Here is an 18,029-nt window from a genome sequence, read left to right as displayed (position 1 = left end):
GGAGTCCCTGGGGGCGGCTCGGACCCTTCGCGGACCCGGCTCCGCGAAGGGTCCCGGGCCGGCCCCGAAGTGTCCCGGGCGACTTCCGTCCACAGCCTGTGGATAACTTTTCTGGATTACCCACCGCCGAAATTGGGTAAAGGGGGTCACCCCACCCAGGCGCCCTGCATGAAACTCAGCGTGTTGAGCACCATGAGCGGCCCCGCCACCAGCGCGTAGACGGCGATGATCCCCCGCCGCCAGGGCGGCCCCGTGGCACTCGCCCTCGCGACGATCAGGAAGAGCGGCCACCACAGCAGCGCGGACCGCGGGATCGACAGGTAGAAGGCGGAGCAGACCAGGGCGCCCACCTGGAGTCCCACGTAGACGAACTCGCTCCACCGGCGCAGGTACAGCAGCAACAGCACGAGCCCGACGCCGACGACCGCCCCGGCGATCTCCATCCGGAACGCCCACGCGAACTGCCCGTCGCCCATCGCGGAGTTCCACGTCGTGGCCAGCGACTGCCAGGGCCACACCAGCTGGCGGCCCCAGCCGGCCTCCTGGGCGTGCTTCCAGGCCAGCCAGTCGCCGGTGCGGGCGTAGTGGTAGGCCGAGTACAGTCCCAGCGGGACGAACGGCACCGCGAGCCAGGCCGCCTGCCGTACCGGGTGTCGGCGGGTGAAGAACTCCACCACCAGCGCGAGCGCCAGGAACAGGCCGGTGATCCGCACGCAGGAGGCGCCGGCGGCGAGGGCGGCGGCCAGCGGCCATCGGCCCCGGCGCGCCGCCAGCCAGGCCGGGAGCGCGAAGGCCAGGAACAGCGCCTCGCTGTAGCCGACGAACAGGAAGACCGACATCGGCCACAGCAGCAGCGCCAGTACGGCGCGCCATCCGGTCCCCGGCGGCCCCTCGAACTCCGCCAGCCGGGCCAGCGCCACCACGGCGACGGCTCCCGCGGCCAGGGAGATCAGCAGCCCCGCGAGCGTCCAGTCGCCGACCAGGGGCCGCACCAGCCGCAGCGCCAGCGGCATCCCCGGGAAGAACGCGGGCAGTCCCGCGTCGGGCTTGGCCGCGGGGTCGCCGCCGTACCCGTGCTCGGCGATGGTGATGAGCAGTTGCGCGTCCCAGTGGCGCCAGCGGTCCAGGAACGGCACGGTCGCCACCTGCGACACGGCCCCGGCCCCCGCGGCGAGGGAGAGGACGACGACTCCCAGCCGGGAGCTCAGCCAGAGCAGCAGCGCCTCCTTGCGCGTGTCGTGCGGCACCGGCGGCGCCGGCGGCGTCACGGTCCGCCGCGCGACGGCGGCCTCGACCGGCCCGCCCGCACCGGGCTCGCCGGCGCCGCCGGGGGACTCCTGCCCCGGCCCGGGTTCAGGCGCGCGCGGGGTCATGGTCGGGGAGCACGAAGCCGGGGGAGCCGCCGAGGCGGAACCGGTCGGGGGCCTCGTCGAAGACGCCTCCGGACGGGTCGTCGACGCCGCCCCGGCGGATCACGTCCTTCTCCGGCCGCAGGATGTCACGGACCACGAAGGCCATCATGACCACGATGGCGATCGCCCGGCCCCACACCGCGGTGAAGTAGGTGTCGCCGGCGATGCCGAGGTCGGCGTTGCCCGGCTGGAGGGCGACGAGATAGAGCCAGATCGCGAAGAAGTACCAGCACTCGGCGGCCATCCACAGTGCGAGCGGCTTCCAGTTCGGCCGGGCCAGCACCGCGAAGGGGATCAGCCAGAGCACGTACTGCGGCGACCACACCTTGTTGGTCAGCATGAACGCGGCCAGCGCCAGGAAGCAGAGCTGCATCAGCCGGGGCCTGGTCGGCGCGGCCAGCGCGAGCAGCGCGATGCCCAGGCAGAGCAGGGCCAGCGTGACGACGCCCAGGCTGTCGACCCGGTCGGGGTCGCCCAGCAGCGGCCACTGCTTCTGAGAGAAGAAGTACCAGACCGACCCCCAGTCGGCGGGGCGCTCCTGGCTGAAGACGTAGAACCGCTTCCAGCCGTCGAAGGCCAGGAGCATGATCGGCACGTTGACGACGAGCCAGCTCCCTGCCGCGCCGGCGACGGCCTGGCCGAACTCCTTCCACCGGCCGGTGCGCCAGGTCAGCAGGAACAGCGGCCCGAGGAACATCAGCGGGTAGAACTTGGTGGCGACGGCCAGCCCGAGCAGGACTCCGGCGAACACGTGCCGTCCCCTGGACCAGGCCAGCAGCCCGCCGAGCGCGAGGACCCCCGCGGCCAGGTCCCAGTTGATGTAGGCGGTGAGGATCAGCGCCGGGGCGAGCGCGTACCACGCGGCGTCCCAGCGGCGGGCCGGCCCGGCGAGCGCCGCCGTCAGCAGCACGCCCCCGACCAGGCAGACGGCCATCAGGACCGCGGTGAGGTCGTAGAACGCCGTCGGGGGGTCGCTCATCGGCGTGACGATCCGGCGGAAGAACTCCATGATCCCGCCGATGCCGACGGGGTACTCGACGGGGTGGTCGAAGTAGGGGACCTTGCCCTCGTTGAGCTTCTCGTTCCACCACAGCGGATAGATGTCCGTGTAGCAGAAGTTGGTGAACTGGAGGGTGCCGTCGTTCCACGCCCCGCCGAAGCGGCAGGGCCACTTCCACAGGTAGGCGAGCACCGCCCCCAGCCCCGCGAGCAGGGCCAGGGGGAGGTACGGGATCCCCCCGCGCCCGCGGGACGGGGCGGGCCACTCGGGCCGGTTCCCCTTCATCAGGGACGCCGGCGGGACGGCTCGGGGCTCGGCATGATCGCCGCTCCGGGACTCGTGGTGCCGACGTCGCCGCCGCCGTTGCCGTTCCCGGGACCGTTGCCGTTTCCGGGACCGTTGCCGTTTCCGCCGCCGTTGCCGTTGCCGATGTCGCCGCCCCCGCCGTCGTCGGGGAAGGGCGCGTCGTCGGTGCTGTCCTGCGGCGTGTCACAGGACAGGTCGCCGGGCTGGCAGCTTCCGTCGTCGACGGACGGGGTGTCCGTGCCGCCGTCGTCCGGCCAGCTCTCGTCGAACGGGTCCTCGGGCTGTTCGGACTCCTCCGTCGCCGACGGGGTCGGCTTGGGCTCGACCAGGTTGTTCGGCTGTCCGACGCCGGCCTTCGGCGGGAACTGCTCGACCGGGTCCTTGGCGGTGGCCAGGGCCATGTAGTCGTGCCAGATCTGGGTCGGGGTGCCGCCGCCGCCGATGAAGGCGGGCATCGGCTCCTCGGCCCAGGACACCGACTTGGCCTTGCTGCTCGGCTGGCCGTACTTGTCGACCTTGAGCGGGCGCCGGCCGGCGGCGCCGACCGGCTTGTTGTACGGCACGTCCTTGGACATGCCGACCGCGGTGACCAGCCGCGGGGTGAAGCCGACGAACCAGGCGTCCTTGTAGTCGTTGTTCGTTCCGGTCTTGCCGGCCACCGGCCGGGTGCCGAGGTTGGCCGCGGTGCCGGTGCCGCTCTTGACGACGGCCTGCAGTGCGACGGTCACGTCGGCCGCGGTCTCGGGGGTGATGACCTCCCGGGTGTTGGCCAGCTCGGGCAGCACCACCCCTCCGTCGGGGCCGATCACCTTGATGACGGTGTGCCAGTCGGCGTGCTTGCCGGCGTTGGCGAAGATCGAGTAGCCGGCGGCCTGCTCGACCGGGGTGACCGAGGCGACACCGATCGTGGTCAGGTACTTCTGCTCCTGGACCGCGTAGTCGACCGCGTTCAGGCCGCGGTAGTTCGAGTTCTTCTTGGCCTCCTCGCCCACCCCGGCGTCCTTGGCGATCTGGGCGACGCTGTCCAGGCCGACCTTCTCGCCCATCTGCGCGAAGACGGTGTTCACCGAGTCGGCCATGGCCTTGACCATGTTGATCGGCCCGTACGGCGCGGCGTGGGAGTTGCCGATCGGCGTGGTGCCCGGCATCTTGATCGTTGAAACGCCGTCAATGTAGCTGTCGAGGGAGTAGCCCTTCTCCAGCCACGCCGCGAGGACGTACGGCTTGAACGCCGACGCCGCCTGCTTGGGCGAAGAGAACGCGCGGTTGGTGAAACCGTGGAGGAAGTCGTCGCCGCTGTAGAAGGCGACCACCCGGCCGTTCCTGGGGTCCACCGAGGCGATGCTGGCGTGGATGGTGGGGTCGAGGCCGGCGGTGCGGGCCTTGACCACCTTCTGGGCGTCCTCCATCTTCTGCTTGTCGAAGGTCGTGTAGACCTTCAGGCCCCCGGTCTCCAGTATCTGCTTGGTGATGCCGCGCCGGGCGAGCTCCTTGAGCACGACGTCGAGCATGAAGCCGCGGACGCCCTTGTTGATCTCGGTGGTCTTGACCTTGGCGAACTTGAGCTTCTCGAAGGGGACGTCGGCGTACTTGCCGTACTTGGCCGGGTCCATCTCCGCCATGTTCCGCAGCGCGACGGTGTAGCGCTCCTTGGTGGCGGCGTAGTTGCCCCCCTGCTCCAGCTCGTCGAAGCGGCTCGGGTTCTGGATCCGGCCGGCGAGGTAGGCGCCCTGGGGCGGGGTGAGCTGCCAGACGTGCTTGCCGAAGAACGCCTTGGCCGCGGCCTCGATGCCATTGGCGCCGCGGCCGAAGTAGATCGTGTTCAGGTAGCGGGTGAGGATCTCGTCCTTCTCAAGCGTCTTGCTGATCTTGACGGCGACGAAGATCTCCTTGATCTTCCGCTTGATCGACACTTCCTGGTCGAGGCCGTCGTAGTAGCCGCGGGCCATCTGCTGGGTGATGGTCGAGGCTCCCTGGAGCTGGGTGCCGGACGCCGTGCTCCACAGCGAGCGGGCCATGCCCTTGATGTCGATGCCGCTGTCGGTGCGGAAGGTCCTGTTCTCCAGGGCGATCACCGCGTCCTGGACGTGCTCGGGGATCTGCTTGATCGTCACCGGGGTGCGCTTGACGCCCATGCGGGCGAAGGACTTGCCGTCGGCGTAGTAGAAGACGCTGCCCCGGTCGTTCACGCTGTCCTTGGCGTCCTTGTCCGACGGGACGGGCGTGTTGGCGTAGCCGACCGCGATCATGCCGAAGACGCCGGCGACGACGACCACGAAGCCGGCCACCAGGATCTTCCAGCTCGGCAGGAACCGCTTCCAGCCCCTGCGCCTCCCGCCGCCGGACCCGTCATCGCCCCCGTCATCGCCGAACCCGTCGTCGCCGGGGCCCTTGGGGCCGCCCGGCCCGGACGCCCCGCGTCCGCGCGCCCGCCTGCGCGCCCTGGCGCCCGCCACACCCTCGGCCGCGAACCGGCCGGCCACCTGGGTCTCGTTGTCGTCCAGGGAACGGTTCCCCGAGCCGGCGCCCCGCACCCGGGTCTCCTGCGCCGCGGCGTGGCCTCCGTCCCCGGGGCCGCCCGCGGGGGCGGCGCCCCGCGCCGCGGCGAGCATCGCCTGGGTGTCCTCGAAGGCCGCCTCCGGGCGGCGGCCGGCGGCGGAGCCGTACGGAGCGCGGGGGTCGGACCCCGCGCCCTGCGGCAGCCGTACCGTGTCGTTCCGGCCCGCGCCGTACGGGGGATGCCCCGGCTGCGCCTGGGACGGCCCGCGGCCTGCGGTCATGTCACCGGTTTGAGAGGGTTGCGCCGGGGGAACCGGTTGGGAAGCGGCCCCCGCGCTAGAGCGGCGGCGCCGCCCCTGGCGAGCCGGAGCGTCCGGGCGCTGCCGGTATCCGTCCGGCTCCGGGTCATTGCTGCTGCTGTAACTCACGCGTCCTCGTTCGGTCGTCAAGGTCTACGGCGGCGTACAGGCGCGGTGAGGTTACCTCCCGCGGATGGATGATCTCGTCGCCTTGGCCCACAACTGGCCGGTCCGTTGGGGTGGATCTCCGTTACCGAGGACGAGCGAGGTCTTCCGGTGGCTCCCGGAACAACCTTGGCAGACCTCGGCCGCACCGGGCCGGGATTTCCCGCATCGACGAGCGGTCCGGGCCATGCGGGAGCCGTTTCCCACCACGATCGGCCGTGACCACATAGCCGCCAGACTACGGCTTTTTACGGTTTCCTCCCAACATCTTGAGAAAGTCATTGATTGCGGAGATATGACGGCCCGACGTATCCTCCTGATGTATCGGAGCGATACATCGACGCGAGAGGTGGTGTTCTCCTGTGGCCAGCGGGCGTAGCGGCGTGCTGGAGCTCGCCGTGCTCGGGTCGTTGCACGAGACTCCACTCCACGGCTACGAGCTGCGCAAACGTCTGAACTCCCTGCTCGGGATGTTCCGGGCGTTCTCCTACGGCTCGCTGTATCCCTGCCTCCGCCAGCTGCTGGCGGACGGCCTCATCGTCGAGGACGACGGGGCGGATGGTGCCCCTGCCCCGGCGGAGAGTCCCATAACGCTCACCGGGCGGCGATCAAAGATCGTCTACCGGCTGACCGCCGACGGCAAGGAGCGGCTCCAGGACCTGCTGACCCAGGCCGGCCCGTCCGCCTGGGAAGATGAGAGCTTCGGCATCCATTTCGCCTTCTTCAGGCACACGGAGGCCGAGGTGCGTCTGCGCATCCTCGAGGGCCGTCGCAGCCGGCTCGAAGAGCGGCTCGACGGCGTCCGCACGGCCCTGGCCCGGACGAGGGAGCGGCTCGACAGCTACACCCTCGAACTGCAGCGCCACGGGCTGGAGTCGGTGGAGCGCGAGGTGCGCTGGCTGAACGAGCTGATCGCCACCGAGCGGCGCGAGTCGTCGGCGGCGGAGGCCCGGCGTTCGGCCGAGGACGTTCCACAAGAGGAAACACCCCGGGCGCCCGCGCCCGGATCTGATAACCCGGGACGGCGTTCCGTTCCGGGTGGCAACTGACGACTAACGACCAAGGGGAGCGAGTGCCATGGGTTCGGTGCGCGTAGCCATTGTCGGTGTTGGCAACTGTGCCTCGTCGCTCGTGCAGGGCGTGCACTACTACAGGGACGCCGATCCCGGCACCCGGGTGCCGGGCCTGATGCACGTCAAGTTCGGCGAGTATCACGTCGGTGACGTCGAGTTCGTCGCGGCGTTCGACGTCGACGCCAAGAAGGTCGGGCGTGACCTGTCCGAGGCGATCGTGGCGTCGGAGAACAACACCATCAAGATCTGCGACGTGCCGCCGCTCGGCGTGACCGTGCAGCGCGGCCACACCTTCGACGGCCTGGGCGAGTTCTACCGCGACATGATCGAGGAGTCCGACGAGGACCCGGTCGACGTCGTGCGGGTCCTCAAGGAGAACCAGGTCGACGTCCTCGTCTCCTACCTGCCGGTGGGCTCGGAGGAGGCCGACCGCTTCTACGCCCAGTGCGCCATCGACGCCAAGGTGGCGTTCGTCAACGCGCTGCCGGTGTTCATCGCCTCCGACCCCGAGTGGGCGCAGAAGTTCACCGAGGCGGGCGTGCCGATCGTCGGTGACGACATCAAGTCGCAGGTCGGCGCCACCATCACGCACCGCGTCATGGCCAAGCTGTTCGAAGACCGCGGTGTGGAGCTGCTCCGCACCTACCAGCTGAACTTCGGCGGCAACATGGACTTCATGAACATGCTGGAGCGCAAGCGCCTCCAGTCCAAGAAGATCTCCAAGACGCAGTCCGTCACCTCGCAGATCCCGCACGAGATGGGCAAGGCCGACGTGCACATCGGCCCGTCGGACCACGTGCCGTGGCTGGACGACCGAAAGTGGGCCTATGTCCGCCTGGAGGGCCGCTCCTTCGGCGACACCCCGCTGAACCTGGAGTACAAGCTGGAGGTCTGGGACTCCCCGAACTCCGCCGGCATCATCATCGACGCCGTCCGGGCCGCCAAGATCGCCATGGACCGCGGCATCGCCGGCCCGATCCTGTCCGCCTCGTCCTACTTCATGAAGTCCCCGCCGGAGCAGTACTCCGACGACGAGGCTCGCGAGTACGTCGAGAAGTTCATCCGCGGCGAGGTCGAGCGCTGACGCCCCGCCGATGACGAGGCCCTCCGCCCGCCCGGGCGGGGGGCTTACCGCTGTCGGGACCCTTTCTCCGCCGTCCCGGCGCTCATGACGGCGCCGGGCCCCTCGGACGGCGTCCCGGGTCGCTCGAAGCCGGGCCCCTCGCCCGGCGCGCCCGGCCCTCCCCCGGTCACTCAGCGGGCGGCGGGCGGCAGCTCCGCCGGATCCGCGACCGGCCAGGACATCGGGTCGGCGCCGAGCCGGTCGAGGTGGGGGATCTGCTCCCGGCACCACGGGGAGATCTCCAGGCTGCCGTCGAGCACCCCGGCGGCGAACTCCTTCCACGGCATCCAGCGGACCTCGCCCACCTCCTCGGGGTTGGGCGCGGCGTCGCGGGCGACGACGGCGCGGTAGACCGGGCAGAGCTCACGCTCGACGATCCCGTTGTCCATGACCGCGCGGTAGGAGAAGCGCGGCAGGATCAGGTCCACCCGCTCCACCTCCAGCCCGAGCTCGTAGGAGAGCCGGCGGATCACCGCGGCCGGGACCGGCTCCCCGGGCAGCGGGTGGCCGCAGCAGCTGTTGGTCCAGACGTCCGGCCATGTGATCTTGTGTGACGCCCGGCGGGTGAGCAGCACCCGGCCCTGGTCGTCGAACACGTAGCTGGAGAAGGCCAGATGCAGCGGGGTGTCGGAGCCGTGCACCGTCGCCTTGGAGGCGGTGCCGATCGCGTTGCCCTCGGTGTCGACGAGCACGACGTGTTCATCACGTGTCACCCGACCGAGGGTACGTGACCATGCCGGTACACCGGGTTCCATGAGCGTTAGTTCATGAAAGGTCCGTGTAGTGCGGTGAACACCGTTTCACGAAGGTCCGTCCATGGCCGAACGGCTTCTCAGGGATTTCCCCGATGTCGGGACCGGCGGCCCCGCGTACGCTGATCGCGTGTCGTTCCTCTCCGATCTCCGCGTCGTCCTGGAAGGCCGGGACTTCCGGCGGCTGTACGCGACCCGCCTGGTCTCACAGTTCTCCGACGGGGTCTTCCAGTTCGCGGTGACCGGATTCGCCTTCTTCAGCCCGGAGACGAACACGAGCGCCGCCGCCGTCGCCGCCGGCCTGGCCGTGCTGTTCCTGCCTTACTCGATACTGGGCCCCTTCGTGGGCGTGTTCATCGACCGGTGGTCCCGCCAGCGGATCCTGGTGATCTCGCCGCTGGTGCGCGGCGCGCTGCTGCTGGCGACCGCGGCCATCGTCGTCTCGGACGCCCCCGACCCGGTCTTCTACGCCGCCGCGCTCGCCGTCCTCGGCGTCAACCGGTTCTTCCTGGCCGCGCTCGGGGCCGCGCTGCCGCACGTCGTCCCGGCAGACCGGCTGATGGTGGCAAACGCGGTCACCCCCACCTCCGGGACGGTGGTGACCTTCCTCGGCGTGGGCCTGGGCTACGCGCTGCGACTGGTCGTCGGGGGCGACGACCGGGGTACGGCGGCGCTGCTGGCCTTCTCCGCGATCATCTTCTGCGCCAGCGGCCTGGTCGCCAGGACCATGGACCGCAGACTGCTCGGCCCGGCCGACGACCCCGAGCGGCCGCAGGCCCGCGAGGCGGTGCGCAACGTCCTCCGCGGACTGGCCGACGGCGCCCGGCACATCGCCCACCGCCGCGCCGCGAGCGCCGCCCTGGGGGCGATGGCGACCCACCGGTTCATGTACGGCATGTGCACGGCGATGCTGGTGCTGCTGTCGCGCTACTACTTCGCCGAGAGCGCCGAGAGCGCACTGAACGCGGTCACCCTGGTGCTGGCCGCCTCCGGGGTGGGCTACTTCCTGGCCATCCTGGTCACACCGTGGGCGACCGCGCGCTTCGGCATCGAGACCTGGGTGCCGGTCATGCTCGCCACCGCCGGGGTGCTGACGTTCGCGCTCTGCGCGTCGTTCCACCAGTGGGCCTTCGCGGCCGCCGGCTTCGTGCTGGGCATCGCCGGGCAGAGCGTCAAGATCTGCGCGGACACGAGCGTCCAGCGCGACGTCGAGGACCTCTACCTCGGGCGGGCGTTCTCGATCTACGACATGCTCTTCAACGGCACGTACGTGCTCGCCGCCGCCCTGGCCGCGGTGATGCTGCCGCCCAACGGGAAATCGCTGGTCGTGCTCTCGGTCATCTGCATCGGGTATCTGGCGGGCGCGCTGGCCTACCGGGCCGTGGCGCCGGGCCGGTCGCGCGAGCCGCTGCCGTCGTCACCGTCGTGACCCGTCCGGGGCCGTCGCCGTCGTGACCCGCCCCGGGACGGCCCGCCGTACGACCCGGGCGCCGGGCCCGTGCCCGCCGGGCGCTTGCCCGCCGCGCCGGTCGCGGGGCGGGCGGGCCGATCACCCCCCGGCGGCCGTCAGCCCGTTCTCCCCGGCCCACGCGAGAAGGGCCTCCGTGGCGGCCTCCTTGCCGACGACGCCCGACTCCAGCCGCATCTCCAGGAGGAACTTGTAGGCGCGGCCGACGGCCGGGCCCGGCGGGATGCCGAGGACGGACTGGATCTCGTTGCCGTCGAGCTCCGGGCGGATCTTGCCGAGCTCCTCCTCCTCGGCCAGCCGGGCGATGCGCTCCTCAAGCTGGTCGTAGGTCCGCGACAGGGCCTGGGCCTTGCGGCGGTTGCGGGTGGTGCAGTCGGCGCGGGTCAGCTTGTGCAGGCGGTCGAGCAGGTGCCCGGCGTCGCGGACGTAGCGGCGCACCGCCGAGTCGGTCCACTCGCCGGTGCCGTAGCCGTGGAAGCGCAGGTGCAGCTCCACCAGGCGGGACACGTCGGCCACCACGTCCTTGGGGAACTTCAGCTCGGTCAGCCGCCGCCTGGCGAGCTGGGAGCCCACCACCTCGTGATGGTGGAAGGAGACCCGGCCGCCCTGCTCGTGGCGGCGGGTCTTGGGCTTGCCCACGTCGTGCAGCAGCGCGGCCCAGCGCAGGACCCGGTCGGGGCCGTCCTCCTCCAGGTCGATCGCCTGCTCCAGCACGATCAGCGTGTGCTCGTAGACGTCCTTGTGCCGGTGGTGCTCGTCGATCTCCAGGCGGAGCCGGGGCAGCTCGGGCAGGACATGCGCGGCGAGCCCCGTGTCGACCAGGATCGACAGCCCGCGGCGGGGGTCGTCGCCGCAGATCAGCTTGTTGAGCTCCTCGCGGATCCGCTCGGCGGAGACGATGTCGATGCGCCCGGCCATCTCGCGCATCGCGGCGAGCGCTGCGTCGTCCACGGTGAAGCCGAGCTGGCTGGCGAACCGGGCGGCCCGCAGCATCCGCAGCGGGTCGTCGTCGAAGGACCGCTCGGGCGGGCCCGGGGTGCGCAGCACCCGGGCGTGCAGATCGTCCAGGCCACCGTACGGGTCGACGAACTCGCGGGAGGGCAGCCGCAGCGCCATCGCGTTGATCGCGAAGTCACGACGGGCGAGGTCGCCCTCCAGCGTGTCGCCGTAGGACACCTCGGGCTTGCGGGAGGCGGGGTCGTAGGACTCGCTGCGGTAGGTCGTGATCTCCAGCAGCCAGCCGTCCTTGCGCACGCCCACCGTGCCGAAGTCGATGCCGACCGTCCAGACGGAGTCGGCCCAGTCGCGCACCAGCGCCAGGACGGTCTCCGGGCGCGCGTCGGTGGTGAGGTCGAGGTCGTTGCCGATCCTGCCCAGGAAGACGTCGCGGACGGAGCCGCCCACGAGGGCGATCTGGTGTCCGCCGGCCGCGAAGAGCTCGCCGAGTTCGTCGGCCACGGGGGCGATCTTCCGGAACAGCTCGGTCACGCCGCTCCGCTGGCTCTCGGTCAGATTTGAAAGGGACAAGCCGGGTAGGTCCTTCGGTTACTAAACATGTTCCCTACGGGGATACACCTGAAGCGATCACCAGGTTACGGTCGGTAAGAGACCGTCGGGGGCCGTGCGTCGAGACAGTCGAGGCAAGGAGCACACACATGAAGGACGCCCTCGCGATCCACCGTTGGCTCCTCGCACACCAGGTCCATCATGAGATCGTACGCCTTCCCCGGGCGATGACGTCCGTCCGGGAGCTGCCGGACCTGCTGTCGGTGAGCCCGGCGACCTGCGTGGAGGTCACCGTGTTCGAGGTCACGACCCGTATCGGCCGCGAGCCGGTGGCGGTCGTCTCCACCGTGGGCACCCCGCCGGCCTCCGGCGTCGTCGGCGGCATCGTGGGGGCCCGCCGGGTCCGCCCGGCGACGGCGTTCGCTGTGAACTCCGTCACCGACTACGCCGCCGGGCTGGTGTGCCCGCTGCTGCTCCCCGAGACCCTTCCCGTCCTGGTGGACGAGCGGCTGTCGGGGACCGCGCAGGTCGTCCACACCCCCACCGGAGAGCGCCGTACGGCCCTGCGGATCAGGGCGGATCACCTGCTCGCCCTTGTCCCAGGGAAGACCATCGGCCTGGTCCAATCCCGGTCACGGAGAGAGCCCGCGACCTTCCCGCTCGCCGGATAGGCCATAGCATTACGGGCGTGCGCCGTACTCCGACCCAGGCCGGCACGTGATCCGCAAGGCCGCCCTGCTCGCCGTGATGACCACCACGATGCTCTCCTCCGCCGTCGTGGTCCCTGCTGGTACGGCGAACGCCCAGACGACCGCGGCGGAGGCCCGCGAGGCCGGGACGGCCGTGGCCGGCGCCCGTCCGGCGGCCGCCCGGCAGGGGCGCCAGGAGCCACAGCTCGCGGTGGAGTCGATCACCCCGGACGTGCCGCGCGATCCGACGACCGAGATCAGGATCTCCGGTTTCTTCGCCAACACCGGCGAGGCCCGCAGCGGCCTGCGGGTCCGGTTGCGCCACTCGGCGCAGCCGTTCGCCCGCCGTGCCGACCTCGCGACCTACCTCGGGGGTGAGGGAGCGCAGCCCTACTCCTACCACGACCAGTACCTGGAGCCGATGATCGCCCCCTCGGCCAAGGCGCCCTGGGAGTTCACGGTCACCCCGCAGCAGCTCGGCATCAGCCGGTTCGGGGTCTACCCGATCCTGCTGGAGGTGCTGGACGGCTTCGGCCAGCAGGTCGTCGCCCAGCGCACCCTGCTGACCTACCTCCCCAAGGACGTCACGGTCCCCCGCACGAAGATCGCCATGGTCCTGCCGGTCATCGACCAGCCGCGCCGGGCCGACGACGCCACCTTCGTCGACGACACCCTGGCCAAGTCCATGGCGTCCGGGCAGCGGCTGGGCGACCTGCTGAAGATCGCCCAGGACAACACCTCGGCCAAGGGGCTCACCTGGATGGTCGACCCCGCCCTGCTCGACGACGCCCAGGCCATGGCGAAGACGCACACGGTCAAGACCAAGGACGCGACCGAGAAGCGGCCGGCCAGTCCCGAGGCCGGCCGGTGGCTGCGCGACCTGCGCGCCGCCCTCGCCAGGCCGCCCGTGGTCGCCACCCCCTACGCCGACCCCGACGTGACCGCCCTGACCCACAACGGGGTGGACGACGCGGCGCGCGACGGCATCGGGGCGGCGGCCCGCATCGGCCGGGAGGCCCTCGGCCGCGACGTCATCGACTACGTCAACTGGCCGGTCAACGGCATGATCGACTACGACGGGCTGGACGCGCTGGCCGGTGCGGGCGTCGACACGGTGCTGCTCGACGAGCGCAACCTGCCGCCCGCGGCCGACCGGTCCGCCACCGTGCCGCCCACGGTCCCGTCCACCACCACGACCACCACCACGCCGGCCACGCCGGCCACGACCCCGGACGCCTTCGCCCGTCTGGAGAGCGTGGACGGCCCGGTCACCGCGCTGGTCGCCGACACGGCGCTGAGCGACGTCCTCGGCGCCGACACCTCGGCCCCCGGGGCCGCGGCGCTGAGCCACCAGCGGTTCGTCGCCGAGACCGCGATGATCGGCGCCGAGCAGGCCGTTCCCGCCGCCGGCTCGGCCGGCGCCCCCAAGACCGCCGCGAAGACCGTCGTCGCGGTCCCGCCGCGCCGCTGGCACCCGGACCCCGGCTACGTCACCGGACTCGTCAAGGCGGCCGCCACGCTGCCCTGGCTCTCCCCGGTCACGCTCGACGCGCTCAGGCGGCCCAAGACGCCGGTCACGCCGCGGTCCGGCCTCACCTACACCGAGCAGGACCGGCGGACCGAGCTCGGCAAGCCGTACATGGCGAGCGTCAAGCGCGTGAACTCCCGCGCCGACCTGACGACCGGCGTCACCACCGCTCAGGACCTCGACATCTTCGAGCCGGCGCTGCTTCGGCTGGCCTCCTCCGCCTGGCGCGGCCGGACCGAGGACGCCACGCCGTACGTCAGGCAGGTCGCGGCCGCCGTCGACGCGCGGATCGGCAAGGTCTCCATCAGCGGCAGCGACCAGCCGCAGTTCCGCACCCTGGCCGGCTCCGACGGCAACGTGCCGATCAGCGTCCGCAACGACCTGACGGGGCCCGGCAGCGAGATCGCGGTGCAGCTGCAGGTGACGTCCGACAAGCCGAAGCTGCTGGAGATCGACCCGTACGAGAGCAAGGACTCCCCCATCGTCATCGCGGGCGGGCAGAACCGCACGATCCGGGTCCCGATGCGGGCGACCGCCATCGGCGGCCAGACGACCGTGACGGTCCAGCTCGTCACCAAGGACATGCGCAAGTACGGCAAGCCGGTGAAGCTGACCGTGCGGACCACCGGCTACACCGGCATCGCGCTGGTGATCGTGGGCGCGGCCCTGGCGGTGATGCTGGCGGCCGTGGTCATGCGCGTGCTGCGGCGCCGCGGAGCCCGCCGCGTCGCGGCGTCCCAGGCGTCCCCGACGGCCCCGCCGCGACCGGCGGGCGCCCCCGCGGGCACCGAGTCCTGAGCGGGTCCCCCAGTGGAAGGAAGCCCATGAGCAGGGTCCTGCGCGCGAGCGCGATCATGGCGGCGGGGACGATGGTCTCCCGCGTCACCGGGTTCGTCCGCTCGGCGGTGCTGGTGGCCGCGCTGGGCAGCGCGCAGATGGGCGACGCCTACACCGTCGCCAACATGATCCCGTTCATCCTGTTCGACTACCTCCTCGGCGGGGTGCTGAGCAGCGTCGTGGTGCCGTCGATCGTGCGGCGGCAGAAGTCCGACCCCGACGGCGGACGGGCCTACGAGCAGCGGCTGATGACCGCGGGCGTGCTCGGGCTGGTGGCGCTGACCGTCATCGCGGTGCTGCTCGCCCGGCCGCTGATCGGCCTCTACACCCACGACTGGGGCCACGAGCGGATCGAGGTCACGGTCACGCTGGCCCGCTACCTCCTGCCGCAGGTCGCCTTCGTCGGCGTCGGGGCGCTCGCCGGGGCGATCCTCAACACCCGCGACCGGTTCGCCGCCCCGATGTGGGCGCCGGTGCTGAACAACATCGTGATGATCGCCGTCCTGGCCCTGTACTACGTGAAGGCGGGCCCGGCGGGCGCGGACGTCACCGCGGTGAGCGGCTCCGACCTCACGGTCCTGGGACTCGGCACGACCCTCGGGATCGTGGCCCAGTGCCTGGTGCTGATGGTCTCGCTGCACCGGGCGGGCTTCCGCCTCATGCCCCGGTTCGACCTGCGCCAGGCCGGGCTGGGCGAGATGGCCAAGGCCGGCTCCTGGACCTTCCTGTACGTGACCATCACCCAGCTCGGCTTCCTGGTCACCACCAACATCGCCTCCGCCGCCGGCGACGAGGCGCCGGGTGCGGGCAACACCGCCTACTCCCAGGCGTTCCAGCTCTTCCAGCTCCCCTACGGGATCATCGCGGTCTCGGTGATCACCGCGATGCTGCCCCGGATGAGCCGCTCGGTCGCCGAGGGCGACCTGACCTCGGTCCGTGACGAGTTCGCCTCGGGCGTGCGACTGGTGGCGTCGCTGCTCGTTCCCGCCGGGGTGCTGCTGATGGTGCTGGGCCCGGCCGTGACCGTGCTGATCTACTCCTGGGGCAACAACGACCCCGCCAACGCCCTCTACATCGGCAGCGTGCTGCAGGTCTTCGGGCTGGCGCTGGTGCCGTTCTCGCTCTTCCAGCTCCTGCTGCGCGTGTTCTACGCCTTCGGCGACACGCGGACACCGGTCCTCATCGGGGCGGGCAACACGGCGGTGAGCATCGCGCTCAGCTTCCTGGCCGCCGCCGTCCTGCCCCCCGAGTACGTCGTCATGGGCCTGGCGTTCGCGCTCACCGTCTCCTACGTCGCGGGCACGGTGGTGGCCTGGCGACTGGCCGCCCGCCGCGCGGGCGGGCTGAACGGGCGCGTGGTGGCCGCCGGATTGTCCCGGATGTACATCGCGGCCCTGCCGGCCGCGGCGCTCGCGCTCGGCGTGCTGTGGATCACCAGGGAACTCGCCGACCTGACCCCTTTCAACGCGGCCATCATGCTCGCCGCGGGCGGTGGTCTCGGTATGGTGCTCTATCTGGCCTTCGCGCATCGGATGCGCATCCCGGAGGTCGGCTCGATCGTTGGAATGGTGGCAGGACGGGTAGGCCGGTAACCCCAAGACTTGTCCCAAGCGTCTGACAAGCGGAACACGGGCGGAACCGGCGCGGGACTACCATGGTGCGACGCGTGTGACGACATGCGGCTAATGGAAGCAGGAGGGCGTGGGCGGATCCACCCGGCATAGTGTGATGTGTCCTGACGTGTCGGTCGTCGAGGATGGCGGCGTCGTGTCCCCAGTCGCGGAGACCCCATGAGTTCCTCCGCCGCCGTCGAGCCGGGCGCGAAGCTGGCCGACCGTTTCCGGCTTGAGGACCGGGTCCACGAGTCCGGCGGTGCCACCCTGTGGAAGGCGATCGACGAGGTGCTCGCCCGCCCCGTCGCGGTCCACACCTTCGACCCCGACTTCCCGCGCCTCAACGAGGTCGTCACCGCCGCCCGCGCGGCGAGCCGGCTGACCGACCCGCGCCTGACCCAGGTGTTCGACGCCACCGAGGACGACGGGCGCTCCTACGTCGTCAGCGAGTGGGTGAGCGGCGAGACCTTCGGCGACATGGTCGCCTCCGGATCACTGGAGCCCGAGCGGGCCGCCGCGCTGGTCGCCGAGGCCGCCGAGGCGCTGGCCCACGCGCACGAGGCGGACATCGCGCACCTGTGCCTGACCCCCGACCACCTGGTATGGACCTCCGGCAACACGGTCAAGCTGCTGGGCGTGGGGATCGACGCCGCCCTGGCGGAGGTCACCGGCGACGACCCGGCCCGCACCGACACCGAGGGCCTCGGCCGCCTGCTGTACGCCGGGCTGACCGGCCACTGGCCGGGCGAGGAGAAGGAGGGCGGGCTGCCTGCCGCCCCCATGGACGACGGCCACTACTGCACGCCGCGGCAGGTCACCGCCGGGATCCCGGGTTACCTCGACACCATCACCTGCCGGGCACTGCTGCCGGAGAGCCGCAAGGGGCTCACCCCGCTGACCACGCCGGCGGAGCTCGCCGAGGCGCTCAGCTCGGTGCCGAGGCCCACGCCCATGCCCATGCCGCTGCCCGCGACGGCCCTGCCGCCGGTGACGGCCTCGCGCGCCGAGGCGCCCACCGGCGCCGCGGCGGCGCCCGCCACGGCCCCGGCCGGCGCGCCCGCCACCCCGCCGCCGTACCAGCAGTCGTACCAGCAGGCGTACCAGCAGCCGCGCCCGGCGGGCGGCGGGACGGTCAACAAGGTCGCCATGACCCTCGTCGTGCTGCTGGTGATGGTGGCCGTCGGCCTGGTCGCCTGGACTCTCGGCCGCAGCCTCGGCACCTCCGAGCCGCCCGTGGCCGTCACGACCGCCAAGCCCACGCCCACGACGGCCACGGCCACCCGCGAGGTCAAGGTCCAGAAGGCGTCCGGCTTCGACCCGCAGACCGGCGGGGACGAGCGCAGCGAGCTGGCCCTGAACGCGGTCGACGGCAAGTCCTCCACCGACTGGCACAGCCAGTCCTACTTCTCCGCCGACTTCGGCAACCTGAAGAAGGGCGTCGGGCTGCTGCTCGACCTCGGCGAGAGCGTGCCGGTCAAGCAGGTCACGGTCGACTTCGGGGCCGGCTCCGGCGGCACGGCCGAGCTGCGGGTGGGCCCGTCCGCCGACCTGGGCTCCCTGGACGTCGTCCACAAGTTCTCCGACCTCGGGGGCAAGAAGACCTTCAGCGCCGACTCCCCGCACAAGGGCCGTTACGTGTGCGTCTGGTTCACCAGGATGCCGACCTTCCAGGGGAAGTACCGCGGCACGGTCGTGGACGTGAAGATCCTCGCTGCCAAGTGAAAGCTGTACGGATTCGGACGCTTTTACCCTGCTTCTT

12 protein-coding genes are annotated in these 18,029 nt (G+C 71.3%); 7 read left to right on the top strand and 5 right to left on the bottom strand.

The window, feature by feature from the left end:
• Positions 1–146: 146 nt before the first annotated feature.
• Genes IEZ10_RS13820 through IEZ10_RS13810 form a run of 3 tightly spaced genes read right to left on the bottom strand, consistent with a single transcriptional unit; the run spans position 147 to position 5,498 of the window.
• The gene (locus IEZ10_RS13820) at positions 147–1,373 is read right to left on the bottom strand and encodes a mannosyltransferase family protein (RefSeq protein WP_229811242.1); all 1,227 of its coding nucleotides are present in this window, start codon (positions 1,371–1,373) and stop codon (positions 147–149) included.
• Positions 1,354–2,697, bottom strand: a complete 1,344-nt coding sequence (locus tag IEZ10_RS13815; protein ID WP_189246904.1) for a glycosyltransferase family 87 protein — start codon at positions 2,695–2,697, stop codon at positions 1,354–1,356. The genes IEZ10_RS13820 and IEZ10_RS13815 overlap by 20 nt, the downstream gene beginning before the upstream one ends.
• Complete coding sequence (locus IEZ10_RS13810) at positions 2,697–5,498, bottom strand: transglycosylase domain-containing protein (protein ID WP_189246903.1); 2,802 nt, start codon at positions 5,496–5,498, stop codon at positions 2,697–2,699. Before IEZ10_RS13810 ends, IEZ10_RS13815 begins: the two co-directional genes overlap by 1 nt.
• A 545-nt stretch (positions 5,499–6,043) precedes the next feature.
• Here IEZ10_RS13810 and IEZ10_RS13805 point away from each other — a divergent pair.
• Entirely contained in the window at positions 6,044–6,730 is a 687-nt protein-coding gene (locus tag IEZ10_RS13805) for a PadR family transcriptional regulator (protein WP_189246902.1), read from the top strand.
• 28 nt (positions 6,731–6,758) lie between these two features.
• Positions 6,759–7,838, top strand: coding sequence for an inositol-3-phosphate synthase (locus tag IEZ10_RS13800; RefSeq protein ID WP_189246901.1), 1,080 nt, complete (start codon positions 6,759–6,761; stop codon positions 7,836–7,838).
• Between the two features lie 170 nt (positions 7,839–8,008).
• On the opposite strand, the gene idi is transcribed toward IEZ10_RS13800, so the two are convergent.
• Positions 8,009–8,590, bottom strand: a complete 582-nt coding sequence (gene idi, locus IEZ10_RS13795) for an isopentenyl-diphosphate Delta-isomerase (RefSeq protein ID WP_312873310.1) — start codon at positions 8,588–8,590, stop codon at positions 8,009–8,011.
• 169 nt (positions 8,591–8,759) lie between these two features.
• On the opposite strand from idi, the gene IEZ10_RS13790 reads away from it, so the two are divergent.
• The gene (locus IEZ10_RS13790; RefSeq protein WP_189246899.1) at positions 8,760–10,058 is read left to right on the top strand and encodes an MFS transporter; all 1,299 of its coding nucleotides are present in this window, start codon (positions 8,760–8,762) and stop codon (positions 10,056–10,058) included.
• A gap of 120 nt (positions 10,059–10,178) precedes the next feature.
• Here the strand turns inward: IEZ10_RS13790 and IEZ10_RS13785 are convergent, their stop codons facing one another.
• Positions 10,179–11,624, bottom strand: a complete 1,446-nt coding sequence (locus IEZ10_RS13785; RefSeq protein ID WP_189246898.1) for a CCA tRNA nucleotidyltransferase — start codon at positions 11,622–11,624, stop codon at positions 10,179–10,181.
• Positions 11,625–11,752: 128 nt separating this feature from the next.
• Here IEZ10_RS13785 and IEZ10_RS13780 point away from each other — a divergent pair, with 128 nt between their 5' ends.
• From IEZ10_RS13780 to IEZ10_RS13765, 4 genes are all read left to right on the top strand, one after another.
• Entirely contained in the window at positions 11,753–12,274 is a 522-nt protein-coding gene (locus tag IEZ10_RS13780) for an aminoacyl-tRNA deacylase (RefSeq protein ID WP_189246897.1), read from the top strand.
• A 46-nt stretch (positions 12,275–12,320) separates the two neighbouring features.
• Entirely contained in the window at positions 12,321–14,618 is a 2,298-nt protein-coding gene (locus IEZ10_RS13775) for a hypothetical protein (protein WP_189246896.1), read from the top strand.
• A gap of 26 nt (positions 14,619–14,644) precedes the next feature.
• Complete coding sequence (gene murJ / locus IEZ10_RS13770) at positions 14,645–16,249, top strand: murein biosynthesis integral membrane protein MurJ (RefSeq protein ID WP_189246895.1); 1,605 nt, start codon at positions 14,645–14,647, stop codon at positions 16,247–16,249.
• Positions 16,250–16,447: 198 nt separating this feature from the next.
• Positions 16,448–17,992, top strand: coding sequence for a protein kinase family protein (locus IEZ10_RS13765; protein ID WP_189246894.1), 1,545 nt, complete (start codon positions 16,448–16,450; stop codon positions 17,990–17,992).
• Positions 17,993–18,029: the final 37 nt, after the last annotated feature.

The sequence above is a fragment of the Streptosporangium pseudovulgare genome (assembly GCF_014648055.1).
In the GTDB taxonomy this organism is placed as follows: Bacteria; Actinomycetota; Actinomycetes; order Streptosporangiales; family Streptosporangiaceae; genus Streptosporangium; species Streptosporangium pseudovulgare.
This window is presented reverse-complemented; position numbering and strand designations above follow the sequence as displayed.